The organism is Petrocella sp. (genome assembly GCF_059865615.1).
Window position 1 is genome coordinate 37419 of the sequence record NZ_JCBCDA010000102.1, and the last position, 13238, is coordinate 50656.

Sequence of the window (13238 nt, forward strand, 5' to 3'; positions counted from 1 at the left end):
AATATGGTATAATAATAACACTATATTTGAGAAGTAATATCATGAGGTTCTAGAATGAAAGACAAAGAATATTCTCTTTCTACCTTTTTAATTACAATTATGGCTATGGGACATATATCATATGGGGCAACAAAAGTAAACGCGGAGCCTAAAGGTAATGACTTAGTTTTTATTATGATGCTTGTTCTTATGCTGGTAGTCATTATCAAAATGTACTTGAATCTAAAAAAGCTAAAAGCAACAAATCTTGAGCTTGGAGACCAGAATAATATTCTAAAGTATATGGCATCTCATGATCCTGTAACACATCTATATAATAGGAGGACCATGGTTGAACATATTCAAAAACATTTATTGATGCAGGAAAACAAAATCAGTTATTTATATGATATAGCCATTACGAATCTAAAACTTATTAATGACACCTATAGCCATGACATTGGAAATGAGGTGTTAAAAGTGGTTGCTAAAAGGCTCAGAGAAACCTTTAATGGTCCGTTAGAAACTCTAGGTATGGATCAAATGGCTTTTTTGGCAATAGAAAGCAATACGACTTGCAAGGAGGATGCCATATCTCGTGCCTGTACTTTGATTGAAGGGTTGACAGAACCTATTAAAGTAGATTATATGGAAATAGATGTGCTCATTAGCGTTGGTATAGCCATGGCTCCTGACCATTCATTGGATGCAAAACAACTCATAAAAAAAGCCAATATGGCCTTGGTAGAGTCTTTGAACCGTGGCTATAAAACGGTATATTATTATGAAGATACACTATATATCGATATTATTAAACGCATCGCATTAGAAAAACAGTTGAGAAGGGCTTTGAAATTAAATGAAATGGTGCTTTATTATCAACCTAAAATCAACTTAAAAACGATGAAGGTAGATGGTTGTGAAGCATTGATTAGGTGGCATCATCCGGATGGATATATTATTTATCCCAATGATTTTATACCACTTGCAGAAGATATCGGTTTTATTGATGATATCGGAAAATGGGTGGTGAAAGAATCGATTTATCAGGTTAAGAAATGGCAAGAGCAAGGACATAATATTCGGGTATCTTTAAACGTCTCAGGAAAAGAGTTTGATGATGAGTTTATAGAACATATACATCAAAACATTAAAAGTCAAGGTGTTGACCCTTCATTATTAGAAGTGGAAATCACAGAAACAGCTGCTCTTAAGGACCTTAATCATAGTCGACATTTGGTTCAAACCCTTCATGAATTTGGTATAGGGGTTTCTTTGGATGACTTTGGTACAGGTTACTCATCTATGACTTACGTTAAACAGTTAAAAGCGTCAAAACTAAAGATTGATAAGTCCTTTATTGAAGATTTGGACAACATGGAGCAACGTATTGTCATTGAATCGATGATCTTACTAGGGAAAAAATTGGACTATTACATTAATATTGAAGGTGTCGAAACAAAGAAGCAGTTGTACATACTAAAAGACTTAGGTGTGGATGAAGTTCAAGGTTGGTTGTTTAGTAAAGCTGTTTTGCCGGAAGCATTTATAGACTATGTGAAAGTCCTTGATGAAAATGGATTTAACGGATAATGGACGGTCATCCTATTGAGACATGGCGTGGATTTTGTCTAAAATAGCTATTTTTTCATGGGGTTTTAGTAGACTTTCTAAGTAAAAGGAACCGATTAAATACATGAGCATCATAGAAGTAATATGAATAAGTGTAAATGGAACGCCTAGGGAAGTCATTTCGAAGAGGACTAGAGGAAGTTTAGCAGAGGTCCATGTACCCAAAAAGAAGAAAACATAAGCAAAACGAGCACCTTTACGTAACAGTAAGGCAGCTATTGGAAAGGCTGCATAAAGTGGACCAGCTGCCATTGAACCGAGTAAGAAGGAGAAAAACAGTCCGGTCAAACCTGAATGCTCACCCATGTATTTTATCATTGTTTCTTTTGGAATCCAGACATCCATTAAGCCAATCAAAAGGAAGATGGGTGGGATAACCCCCATCATAGTTACAAGATTATCATAGGAAATGTTTAAAGAAGATGTTGCATATGAAGGTTCAACGAATGCCATAACAAGAATCATCAAAAGAAAAGCGAGTGTAAATTTGTGTTTTATTAATACTAACTTCATTAAAGAATCACCCCAATCAATCCGGCAAAAATCAAAGATGCAAATAGAGCAAAAACATTTCTGAGAATGGTCGTTTTTTTATTAAAGTATTTGAGTTCAATGGCTAAACTTGAAATGCCGACAGCCATCAAAGTGGCAATGAAAACAGCGACCTGAGGATAACCTGCACCACCAATGAGTAGATTTTCGCCAAGTGAAAAGGCTACAAAACTAGGCATAAAAACAATGGAACCAAGAACAGCGCCAACAATAATACCGGTTAGGCCGGATTCATCACCAAGCAGCTTACCTATTAGTTCGGGTGAAATCAGTGTTAGCATAATACCGACAAAGAGAACCATAGGAATTAGGGCAGGTAATAATCCGGTAAAAGCCTTGTAGGCTTTTTTTAGTGCCATCATAGTTTTTTGTCGATCTTTGAAATAAGAAAGAACAGTGAGTAAAATCGAAACAGTATAGAAAATAACAGTCGTTGTCATATAAACCTCCCAATTAAGTATTGTATATTATTATATTCAGATATAATAGTTTTGTCAATAGTATTTAGTTTGTATTTAAATGACATACTGAAAATCAAAAACTGGAGTGTGTATTTATGGAAAGTAAGTTAGACATAAGAGGTTATGCGTTGGTTTTCTCATCCTATGTCATGTGGGGACTGCTGACTTTTTATTGGAAGCAGCTGACGATGTTATTGCCCTTTGAGGTATTATTTACAAGAATCATATTTTCATTTCTGACAATAGGCTTGGTGCTGATGTGGAAAAAGAACCACATTTTTATTTCTTATTTGACTCAGCCCAATAAGAGGAAAATCTTAATATGGACAAGTATTTTGATTATGTCTAATTGGGTCATTTACATTTATGCGGTTAGTTCGGATCAGATTGTACAAGCTAGCTTAGGTTATTACATCAACCCTCTGATTAGTATTTTATTAGGTCTTCTCCTGCTTAAAGAGCGGATTACACGACTTCAGATGATTGCGGTTGGCTTTGCTTTAGCCGGTGTTTTATATATGACATTTGGTTATGGTCGTTTTCCATGGATATCCATTGCTGTGGCGATGTCTTTTGGTTTCTATGGCTATACGAAGAAAAAAGAAAGCTTAGATACCTTAAACAGTCTTTTTGTGGAAATGCTTTTGGGCTTGCCTTTTGCCTTGGTATATATCACTTGGCTCAATTCAAATGGTAGTTTTCATTTTCTTACGGTGTCAGTTTGGGTGACATTCTTAATGGGCTTATCGGGAGTTGTATCAATTGTACCTTTGTTATGCTTTACAGAAGGTGCTAAACGAATACCTTTATCCAGTGTTGGTTTCCTTCAATACATAGCACCGACTTTGATGTTGCTTATTGGTGTTTTAGTTTATGACGAGCCTTTTACAAGTGAACAATTATTTAGTTTTATATTGATATGGATTGGATTAAGTCTATATACCTTTAGTTTAATTCGAACCAAACCAAGAATGATTATAAAGACAAATGAAGAAATTGACGGATAAAATGATAAGCAATGATGGTTAAAGTCCTTCTAGCCAAGGAAAGATTTTAAAAAGCATAAGTTTATAAAAAATCGGACCCATTTAACGAGGGTCCGATTTTTGTGTCATAGTATAAAGATTAACGGATTGGGCAAGCACCGCCATCACAACCTTCTGTACCAAGATCCAGCTCAATCTCATGCTTCTCATATTTTGAAAGAAGACTCGGAATGAAAGGCTTCATTTGTGCCTTTCTTTTATTAAAATCTTCCTCGGTTATTGATTCGTAAGGTAGCAGTTGGTAAAAACTATCATCTAAAGATAAAAAGGAAAGTGCTACGACATCATCCCAGTTTTCCCATACCCATTCTTCAACAAGATCCCACTCATGTTCACGGACGTGAATGGTTATAGAACAGTTATGATCGACATAGTTTTCCATGAAAAGCTTGTAGTTTTCAAGTTGTTCTAGAGCAGATACATCATACTTAGTTGTACCATTAGGTGCTTTTATAGGGAATTCTATAACCTTAGTGGTACAGGTTGCCATATCTTGTCCCACTTCAGGGAAGATAGGATAATCCAATTCCTCACACACTTTAACCAATGGATCAGATGCATTGATTCGAACCCGCCTAACATAATAAGGAGAGTGAGAATAATGTACACCACTGGATACAGTAGGTAATTGACTTAAAGTACCTTCAGGCTTGACAGTTGTCACAAGTAGTGGTGGATTTTCACCAATATCGCCGGCGTATTCTTGGGCAGCTTCTATAGCAACGGATCTAAGGTCACGCAATAGTTTTGCCTGTGCCTTTTGATCATAAGCAAGGGCATTGACCATGTCTTGCCATCCAGTCAAAGAACAACCAAGAAGTTTATCACGGTCTTGAATATAATTCCAATCAGGGATTTCTAGTTCTACACATGTCATTCTGTACCCAGCTCTTGCAGATAAGCGTTGAGCTTCCATAAGACCATCATAATCTAAAGTATTGTCCTCATTTACATAGGCAAAAACATTAATCGTTGTTAAATTACACAAGCCATTAGAATCAAGAAGTATTTCACCACAAGGGTTGACACCGTTCATATTTGATCGACGCTTTGCACCGGCGACCTCATTAACCCAACCCGGTTCGCCGGAGTATCGCATTTGTTCGATTTGCCAGTGAAGTTGCTCTCTTGTTGGTTTGCTTTGATAGTAGATGGAGTTATTGCTCATCTGTCTATGAATAATATCATGATCTACAATCCATTGACCATCAATTTGTTTATAAAGTGCATTTTTAGCTTCAATACATTCTTTGTCATCTGAGTCTACAAGTACAATCTCAGCAGTTCTCCGAACGCCACCGACAACCACATTCTCACCTATGATATTTGCAATATCCAAACAGTCTATAGGTAATAGCCTTACAAATGTATCTCCAAGTACAACACCACGTCGTCTTATCACATTGGTGATTTTTGTAAACATATTTTTAAGGCTGGTGTGGCCGCTTGCTGTCCCGCCAAAAGTCTTTAGAAGTTCGCCTTTTGGACGAACATGGTTATAATTGATGATTACGGTGTTGATTCTACGGTACTCATTGGAATAAAGAATCTTAATAAAGAAATCCAAAGATTGTACCCAACCTTCTTTACTATCGCCAATAATGATCTTAACCGTATTATTATGGGAAAAATCAAGGCTCGTGCTGTCTTCACGTAACTGTTTTGGAACGGGTGTATAATCCTCATGAATGACTTCAAAGTCCGTTCTAAGTTTGGGTAACCTTGCAACGTCGGATTTAAGAACTCGGACACCGACCCCAGAACCAACCATCAATAAGTAAAACAAGTCTTTATAAGCACTATAATTATTGATGACGGTAAAAGCACAATTGAAATTAGCCATTGGATAGTGCTTGGCAACATCCGTACCACCAACCCAAAAAGTACGGCCAGATAAAAATTGTCTTAGATTAAAAATATTATCGTACAACTTTTCTGCTTCGCGCTTAGTTGTTGGTACCAAGCTGCAATTATACTCTACAGATCTTCTTACAGTTTCCCACCAATATTCTCTTCTTTTTTCTTCAGGAAGCCATCGGGAGTAAGTTCTGTAATATACAAAATTACCAAGCTGTTTCATAGGGTTAGGACGATGCTTGTATCGACTTATGAACTCTTCACTAAGAAGGCGACCATCTATCCTTTTTGATCTTTGATCTCTTGTTTTGTCACGCTCATACCGGTATAAGATATATCGTTTTGCGGCATCTTTTCTTGTAGACTCCATTAAGAACTGTTCCACAAGATCTTGTACATCTTCAACGGATACAGGACTTTGCATTTTTTCTAAGCTTTCTGCTACACGTTCACTTATAGAAGCTGCTAATATTTCATCAACGCTATCTTTTGTTTCAGCCATAGAGAGCTTGATTGCAGTAGATATTTTTTCGGGAATAAAAGCCGTAACGGTACCGTTACGCTTTAATACTTTTATCATAGCTGTACACCTCATTCACAATATATAGTAGTTAATAATAAAAAGATACACTACATATTGTACCAACCTCTAATCTAACTGTCAATGGCGTTACATGAAAAAAACATAGTTTTTTGCGATTTGTAAGTTGTGACAAAAGTATTAGGGAAAAGCTTCTTAACAAGGATGTAAGGTTTATCTTGTAGAAAACCTAGATTACTGTTATATTAGGTGTATATGTAGTGGATTTTAAGTGGATACTTTAATCTAGGGATTAAAGTGATGATTAGAGGAATAGGTGAACCATGATTGAATTAGGAAAAAAACAAACAATGCACGTCGTAAAAAAGACGCCCTTAGGAATATTTGTAAATGAGAACCCCGAGGAACTTATTAATAGTATTGTACTGTCTAATCAAGAATTAGAGCGTGCTGAGGATGAAAAGATATATGAGTTAGGTGATGTAGTAGAAGTCTATTGCTATTTAGATCAGAAGAAAAAATTACAAGGTACTTTGATGCCGCCTTTATTATGCAATGGAGAAATCGGTATTTTAGAAGCAGTAGAAACCAATCATTTTGGAGCTTTTTTGTCATGGGGATATGATAAAGATATATTGATGCCCTTTAGTGAGCAGTTACGTCCAATTAAGAAAGGTTACAAGGTATTGGTAGGCATCTATGAAGACAAGTCAGGCAGGCTGTGTGCAACACAGAAGCTTAAGAAAATTCTTCGTAGTGACAGTCCTTACAAAGAAAACGACCAAGTATCAGGTATTATTTATGACATTAAGGAAGACATGGGTGCATTTGTGGCTGTGGAAGGCAAATATTACGGTCTCATTTTGTCAAATGAACTTTTGCCTAATATGAAAATCGGACAAAAGGTTGAAGGACGTATTACCAAAGTTAGAGAAGACGGAAAGTTGAATCTGACAACAGCTCAGAGAATCGATTTTCAAATGGATTCAGACTCAGAAAGACTCTATCTGAGATTATGTGATGCAGGTGGATTTCTACCCTATCATGATAAATCGGATAAGGATGTAATTAATAAAGCATTTAACATGAGTAAAGGTGCTTTTAAAAGGGCACTTGGTAGGTTGTATAAAGAGGAGAAGATTTTGATTAAGGAAGATGGTATATACAAGATATAAATATAGGTCATTCTAAAGAGTTATGATAATCCCTATGTTTAATGAATCGAGTAGGTCTCTAAGTGAAAAAACTTAGAGACCTTTTTAGATGAAGCTAGATTTTTTTGTTCCCTAATATATACTAGGTACAATGATTGTGCTAATAAGGTGGGTCCCATGAAAACCCTTCCACAGTCTGTATAATTACGGTCTCTAATTGGTGCATCCATGCACCAAAAGTCAACGGTCAGCATCCATGCTGACTCGCTCCATTACACACACTGATTCCAGGAACTTCATGGTCGATGTTGGCCTATTATGGTATTCTGGTTGCTTTAGTGCTCCGTATAGAATAAACGAAATAAATCTAATTAATGGTGCATATAGGAAATCAAATGCAATATAAAGTGTAAAGTAAAATGAAGGTGAATTAAGTAAATTAGGTTCATGTAAACCCTTATAGGAGCGAAACCGAATGAGGAAAGAAGAAGCGCTGATTAATCACAAAAAAAGACAAGCACCTAAGCGCTTGCCTTGTCTCTTGTTATTAGTAAATCATAATTACATTTTCTCAGGCACTTGGATACCAAGTAAATCAAGACACAAAAGTAAACATTTTTGTGTGATCTGAAGTAGTTTCATCCATGAACCACGCTTTGCAGGGTCTTTTTCATTAATAATATGATGAGTATGGTAGAAACCATTAACCAAGGTAGCTAAATCGTAGACATACTCACATATAATATTGGGTGCACGGTCTTTGGCAGCCAAGGTAAGTGCTATTTCCAGATTGTCGATCTTTAACATTAACAGACGCTCAACTTCACTAGAGGGCATCATAATCGTGCTAGGCTGGAATAATTCTTCTCTAAGCTTGTTCATAATATTGTTAATACGAACATATGTATAAAGGATATAAGGACCGGTCTTGCCTTCGAATGAAGAAAATTTGTCCAAATCAAAAATATAATCCTTCATACGGTAGTTAGATAGATCAGCATACTTAAGGGTTGCTAGACCGACAATTCTTGCTGTTGTTTCAATATCCACGCCTTCTTTATCATTGATTTTTTCTTTGGCATTTGCCTCGATAGAATCAATAAAATCAGCAAGTTTTAGAATGCCACCATCTCTGGTTTTAAAGGGTCGGCCATCTTTTCCATTCATAGTTCCAAAACCGATATGCTCCAAAGAAGTTTTGGAGGGTGCAATACCATGATTGGAAGCACATCTAAAAACTTGAATAAAATGGTTGGCTTGTCGGCTGTCAACAACATAAAGAATATAATCCGGGTCAAAGTCTTCGACACGTTGCTCGATGGTAGCAAGGTCAGTGGTACCATAAAGAATAGAACCATCAGACTTATAAATGATGATCGGTGGAATCTCTTTCTTATCTTCAGGATGGGTGACATCAACAACCATAGCACCATCGCTCTCATACAAAACACCTTTTGATTTGAGTGTATCAATAAGCTTAGGGACATACGCATTGCTGTCGCTTTCTCCATACCATAGATCAAAATGAACGTCTAAGCGGTTATAAATGGTTAGGATATCCTTTACAGATAAATCAACAAAATGCTTCCATAAAGCGATATAGCCGGGGCGCCCATTTTGTAATTCAAAGGTTGCTTTCTTCGCTTTTTCATTATAGTCAGGGTCTTCTTTACAACGGTTACTTGCTATGGGGTAGATTTCTTCAAGGTCGGAAAAGTCAAAGGGTGGTTCCGTAGGGTATGGTCCTTCATATTCAGGGTCGAAGTAGGGTAAATCAGGATAAAGTCGGTTTACCTCTACAATAATCATACCCATTTGCAAACCCCAATCACCCAGATGAACATCACCAATGACCTCATGGCCTAAGAATTTAAAAAGACGCTTGATGGATTCGCCAATAATAGCCGGTCTTAAATGGCCCACATGTAATGGTTTTGCTACGTTAGGTCCGCCATAGTCAATGATAATTTTATCTGGTTTAGTAACTCTCTTGACACCAACTCTAGAATCTTCGGAAATGCTTTCAATATAGTTGGCTAAGTATTCATCTGAAAGAGATAAATTAATAAAACCGGGCTTTACGGTTTCAGCCAGTGAAAACATTTTTTCAAATTGTTCGGTAGATTTTAAATGGTCAATAACCGCATCACTAATAAAAAAAGGCGCCTTCTTATATGCTTTTGCAGCACCCATAGCACCATTGCATTGAAATTGACACAAGTCCTGTCTAGCGGAAGTGACAACCTGTCCATAAATTGGATCATAACCACAGGCTAAAAAAGAAGCTTCCATAAGTTTGGTAAGTTGTGCTGTCAACATAGTATTCACTCCTTGTGTTGTAATAGGCCTTAACAAAAACATTATAACTTATTATGTTTTAGAAGTAAAGGTTCACTGCAAGAAGGATTGTACAGATGATGTTCAGTAGACAAATAAATATCCAAAGTGTATAATTATAATATCTTCCAACTATGACTTGCTTATGTATAAAATATTATGGAGATGTAAGAAGTTGTGGAGAATGAGCTAAGACAGGAAAGTGAGGCGATAAGAAATGGATTTAAAGGTTAGGGTGTTAATTGTAGATGACTCGGTTTTAATGCGAAGTAAACTGGTTAAAATTATTGAAAGTCTTCATTATGAAGTCGCTGGCATGGCACAAGATGGTGAAGAGGCCTTAAGGAAGTTTGATGCTTTGCTTCCAGACATTGTAACCATGGATATATCTATGCCGAATATGAATGGTCTTCAAGCGGTAGAAGCGATTATTGCGAAGCATCCGAATGCCAATATTATTATGGTAAGTGCATTGAATCAAAAGAAAATGGTCTTACGAGCATTGGAAAAGGGTGCTAAACATTTTATTATTAAGCCTTTTGAGGTGGAACGATTTAAAGAAGTAGTAGAAAAAGTATTATGGGAGATGTAGAGAAATGAAGTTTACTAAAGACTTGCCATATATTTTACTGTTTGGGTGTGTTTTATTGGTTGCAATAGTACTGTTTAACCAGGCTAACTTAAACTTATACAATGAAAAAGCAAAAGCTCTAGATATTCCCCTGACACAGGTCGAGTCTGATTATGGTAATGGGGTACATCGGACAAAGACTCATGATGATCCGGAATTCATTGAATACAGGATTCATATATCTGAAGAGGCATTAACAACATTAAGCAACCAACATCTTTTTTTGAGTGTTGGTTATTTTACAGTACAGGCATTTGATGTGTATTTTAACGGAACAAATATTGCTTCTATCGGAGATTATATGTTTGGAAGAAGCGATGTAGGTAAGAAAACACATATAATTCCTCTACACCAACATCTTTTACAGGAGAATAACACAATAGTCTTTAAAACAAGAAGTATATTGAATACAGGCATTAAGGGTAATCTAAGTATTCTTAATGAAGTCTCAGCGATTGAAAATAGACAATGGGTTATGTTTGAGTATTGGTTAATATCCTTTGTGGTATTAGGAACACTCTTACTATCGATTGTTCTAATCTTTCTTTCTTTCTCCCTTATTCGCGTAAGAGACCCGGTTTTCAGTTCATCCTATATTTGGTTAAGTATTGCGGTCATATTCTTATCCATTCATTCGATGGAATTAATAGGAGATAACTATTATACCATGGATTATTCGATGGCTTATAAAATGAGTAAAATCTATGTTTTTCTTGCGGGATTTTCAATAATATGGGCGACCAAAAGCTTTGAAAGTAAAGCTAAGCTGTATTTTTTAGCGCCTAGTTTAATAACGACGATACTTGGTGTAACATTTTTAACAAAAGATATTCAAATATACAATAAATATGCAGGATATCTGATGCTCATGTTAATCGGAATCGTCGTTTTATCCATCATCCAACTTTTGATTAGCCAACATACATTGAAGATGAAAAGATTTGGCGTTAATGTAGCTGCGACGATTATTCTGTCTATCATTATTCGGCAACTGCCGGCTGTAATCAATCCAGATGTCATTCTAGAAAAAAACCTTGTAGGCATTGTGCCTTTATGCATGTTTTGGTTTTTGGTTACCTATAGTATTCTTAAAGAGTTAGCCATTATTTTTAAAAACGAGAAAAAAGAAGCCAATGCCTTAAAAAGTCAGCAAGAACATGTTTATAAAAACATGGGAGAAGGCTTTTTTAAGGTTGGATCTAGTGGTGTCGTTGAGGATGTTTTGACACAAGTTTGTAACAGCATATTTGGAAAAAGTATTAAAGGCATACATTTAAGAGAATTGCTTGGTATGAATGAAGAAGAAGGCTTTATAGAGGAACTTTTGGAGGATCTATTCAAAGAGAGAATACCTATGGATCTTTGCTTTGAATTATTTCCGAAAGAACTTGAAATAGGTAATCGATTTTTTCGTTTGACTTATGAGATAGAAAAAGAAAAGGAAAAAATGTCAGCACTTATTGTTGTCATGTCAGACATTACAGAAGCAAAACAGTATGAGCTAACCTTATCAGAAGAAAGAAATAAGCTAAAAATGGTAGTAAGCACCATGCTTAATCGTGACGATATTGTGGAACTTGTAAATGAATTCCTTGATTTTACAAAAGACATTAGTGAAGGCATATACAAATCTGAAGAGATTATCAATAAAGTACATACTTTTAAGGGAAACTTTGGTATGTATAATTTACTAAATATCGTACCCTATTTACATACTTTAGAAGATCGACTTATTAATGGTGACAAAGTAGACCTTAATCTGGGCAATAAGCTTAGAAATATCATTTATGAAGATTTAGAAATTGTAACTGATATAACAGGTAGTTCTTTCTTTGAAGATGAGCTATATCTGTCGGTGAATAAGAACAACCTTAAGAAAGTATATCAGACCGTACGTCGATATTTTTACGATAAAGAAGCATCTTTAATTCTAAGTATTGTGGATCAGCTCTTTTATAAGTCTATTGGAGATGTGTTGATGTTCTATGCAAGGGAGAGTGCTAAAACAGCAAGTATAAAAGAAAAGAAAGTTAATGTAGCAATCCTATCAGGAGATGAAGTTTTTGTAGATGTAAACTTCTATAGGGATATTTTTAGATCCTTAGTACATGTATTTAATAACTGTATTGAACATGGTATTGAAAATGAAGAAGAACGACTTATGATAGGGAAAACACCATTTGGTGAAATAAGTTGTAACATTGATGATGTGGGTAATTTTTTTGAAATCAGAATATCGGATGATGGTAAAGGTATTGATTTAGGAGAAGTGTATTATAAAGCGATCAGCAAAGGGATTGTTACAGAAGAGATGGCTGAAAAAATGAGTGAAGAAGAAATGTTAAACCTTATATTCGAACCGAATTTTAGTACAAAAAGTTATGCGGAGACCCTAAGTGGAAGGGGCGTCGGTATGGCTGCAGTAAAAGCAGAAGTTGAAAAAATCGGTGGTAAGATTAGGGTTAGCTCTGTTATGGATTTTGGAACCACTGTAAAAATTCTATTGCCTAAGAATCAAGCCAAATTCATCAAATTTTTCTCTTTGCCGATTGTGTTGGACCTATATGTGGAATCCTGTAAAATCTACTTAAAATCAAATAATGTATTGAATCTGCCTCTGTCCGTATCGGGTGTCAACAAAGGTGTTGAGATATTTGATGTCACAGTTATCATACCTTTTAGTGGCCCCAAATCAGGAGCTTTCTATTTCTCGGCCAATAAGCCTTTAATCCAAAGACTTGCAAAGGCGATTATGTCTTTTGATACACTCGAAGACCTTTCAGAAGATCTATATGAAGAAACAAAGGGTGAAGTAATGAAGGAAACATGCAACATTATTGCCGGTAATGCTATTTCCCTATTCGATGTGGACAACAAGATAGCCGACATTGGAATACCAAATATTATAGAAGCAGATCATGAAATCTTTGATTATAATATGTTGACTTGGAATCTTGAATATGACGATTCAAGTTTTTGCCTTGGTATTATCATGGACTACAAGGGTGAAGTTTTAAATATGGAAAGTCTTTTGGAAGATTATTAACC

9 protein-coding genes are annotated in these 13238 nt (G+C 35.8%); 5 read left to right on the top strand and 4 right to left on the bottom strand.

All coding sequences use genetic code 11. The annotated features are described in order from the left end of the window. Positions 1 to 54 precede the first annotated feature (54 nt). Positions 55 to 1572: an EAL domain-containing protein gene (locus tag AC6F8J_RS10875; RefSeq protein ID WP_500723324.1), complete on the top strand. Its 1518-nt coding sequence runs from the start codon at positions 55 to 57 to the stop codon at positions 1570 to 1572. Between the two features lie 12 nt (positions 1573 to 1584). Here the strand turns inward: AC6F8J_RS10875 and AC6F8J_RS10880 are convergent, their stop codons facing one another. Next, positions 1585 to 2124 (bottom strand): permease, encoded by a 540-nt coding sequence (locus AC6F8J_RS10880; protein ID WP_500723326.1) that lies wholly within the window; start codon positions 2122 to 2124, stop codon positions 1585 to 1587. Beyond that, complete coding sequence (locus tag AC6F8J_RS10885) at positions 2124 to 2603, bottom strand: hypothetical protein (RefSeq protein ID WP_500723327.1); 480 nt, start codon at positions 2601 to 2603, stop codon at positions 2124 to 2126. The genes AC6F8J_RS10880 and AC6F8J_RS10885 overlap by 1 nt, the downstream gene beginning before the upstream one ends. A gap of 116 nt (positions 2604 to 2719) precedes the next feature. On the opposite strand from AC6F8J_RS10885, the gene rarD reads away from it, so the two are divergent. Beyond that, complete coding sequence (gene rarD, locus AC6F8J_RS10890; protein WP_500723329.1) at positions 2720 to 3631, top strand: EamA family transporter RarD; 912 nt, start codon at positions 2720 to 2722, stop codon at positions 3629 to 3631. A gap of 118 nt (positions 3632 to 3749) precedes the next feature. Here rarD and nrdJ read toward each other — a convergent pair whose 3' ends face one another. Beyond that, positions 3750 to 6107 (bottom strand): ribonucleoside-triphosphate reductase, adenosylcobalamin-dependent, encoded by a 2358-nt coding sequence (nrdJ, locus tag AC6F8J_RS10895; protein ID WP_500723331.1) that lies wholly within the window; start codon positions 6105 to 6107, stop codon positions 3750 to 3752. A gap of 284 nt (positions 6108 to 6391) precedes the next feature. Here nrdJ and AC6F8J_RS10900 point away from each other — a divergent pair, with 284 nt between their 5' ends. Continuing rightward, on the top strand, positions 6392 to 7243 hold the full coding sequence (locus AC6F8J_RS10900) for a S1-like domain-containing RNA-binding protein (RefSeq protein ID WP_500723333.1): 852 nt from the start codon (positions 6392 to 6394) through the stop codon (positions 7241 to 7243). Between the two features lie 540 nt (positions 7244 to 7783). Here AC6F8J_RS10900 and argS read toward each other — a convergent pair. Further along, entirely contained in the window at positions 7784 to 9541 is a 1758-nt protein-coding gene (gene argS / locus AC6F8J_RS10905) for an arginine--tRNA ligase (RefSeq protein WP_500723335.1), read from the bottom strand. A 235-nt stretch (positions 9542 to 9776) separates the two neighbouring features. Here argS and AC6F8J_RS10910 point away from each other — a divergent pair, with 235 nt between their 5' ends. Together AC6F8J_RS10910 and AC6F8J_RS10915 are read left to right on the top strand one after the other, a co-directional pair. Continuing rightward, a complete protein-coding gene (locus AC6F8J_RS10910) occupies positions 9777 to 10151 on the top strand; it encodes a response regulator (protein ID WP_500723337.1) in 375 nt (124 codons plus the stop codon). Positions 10152 to 10155: 4 nt separating this feature from the next. After that, positions 10156 to 13236, top strand: coding sequence for an ATP-binding protein (locus AC6F8J_RS10915; protein ID WP_500723339.1), 3081 nt, complete (start codon positions 10156 to 10158; stop codon positions 13234 to 13236). Positions 13237 to 13238: the final 2 nt, after the last annotated feature.

What these genes read in the sequence shown, in the direction of transcription:
- AC6F8J_RS10875 (WP_500723324.1), top strand. Translation starts at nt 55, where the DNA reads ATGAAAGACAAAGAATATTCTCTTTCTACCTTTTTAATTACAATTATG.
- rarD (WP_500723329.1), top strand. Translation starts at nt 2,720, where the DNA reads ATGGAAAGTAAGTTAGACATAAGAGGTTATGCGTTGGTTTTCTCATCC.
- AC6F8J_RS10915 (WP_500723339.1), top strand. Translation starts at nt 10,156, where the DNA reads ATGAAGTTTACTAAAGACTTGCCATATATTTTACTGTTTGGGTGTGTT.
- nrdJ (WP_500723331.1), bottom strand. Translation starts at nt 6,107, where the DNA reads ATGATAAAAGTATTAAAGCGTAACGGTACCGTTACGGCTTTTATTCCC.
- AC6F8J_RS10880 (WP_500723326.1), bottom strand. Translation starts at nt 2,124, where the DNA reads ATGAAGTTAGTATTAATAAAACACAAATTTACACTCGCTTTTCTTTTG.
- argS (WP_500723335.1), bottom strand. Translation starts at nt 9,541, where the DNA reads ATGTTGACAGCACAACTTACCAAACTTATGGAAGCTTCTTTTTTAGCC.
- AC6F8J_RS10910 (WP_500723337.1), top strand. Translation starts at nt 9,777, where the DNA reads ATGGATTTAAAGGTTAGGGTGTTAATTGTAGATGACTCGGTTTTAATG.
- AC6F8J_RS10885 (WP_500723327.1), bottom strand. Translation starts at nt 2,603, where the DNA reads ATGACAACGACTGTTATTTTCTATACTGTTTCGATTTTACTCACTGTT.
- AC6F8J_RS10900 (WP_500723333.1), top strand. Translation starts at nt 6,392, where the DNA reads ATGATTGAATTAGGAAAAAAACAAACAATGCACGTCGTAAAAAAGACG.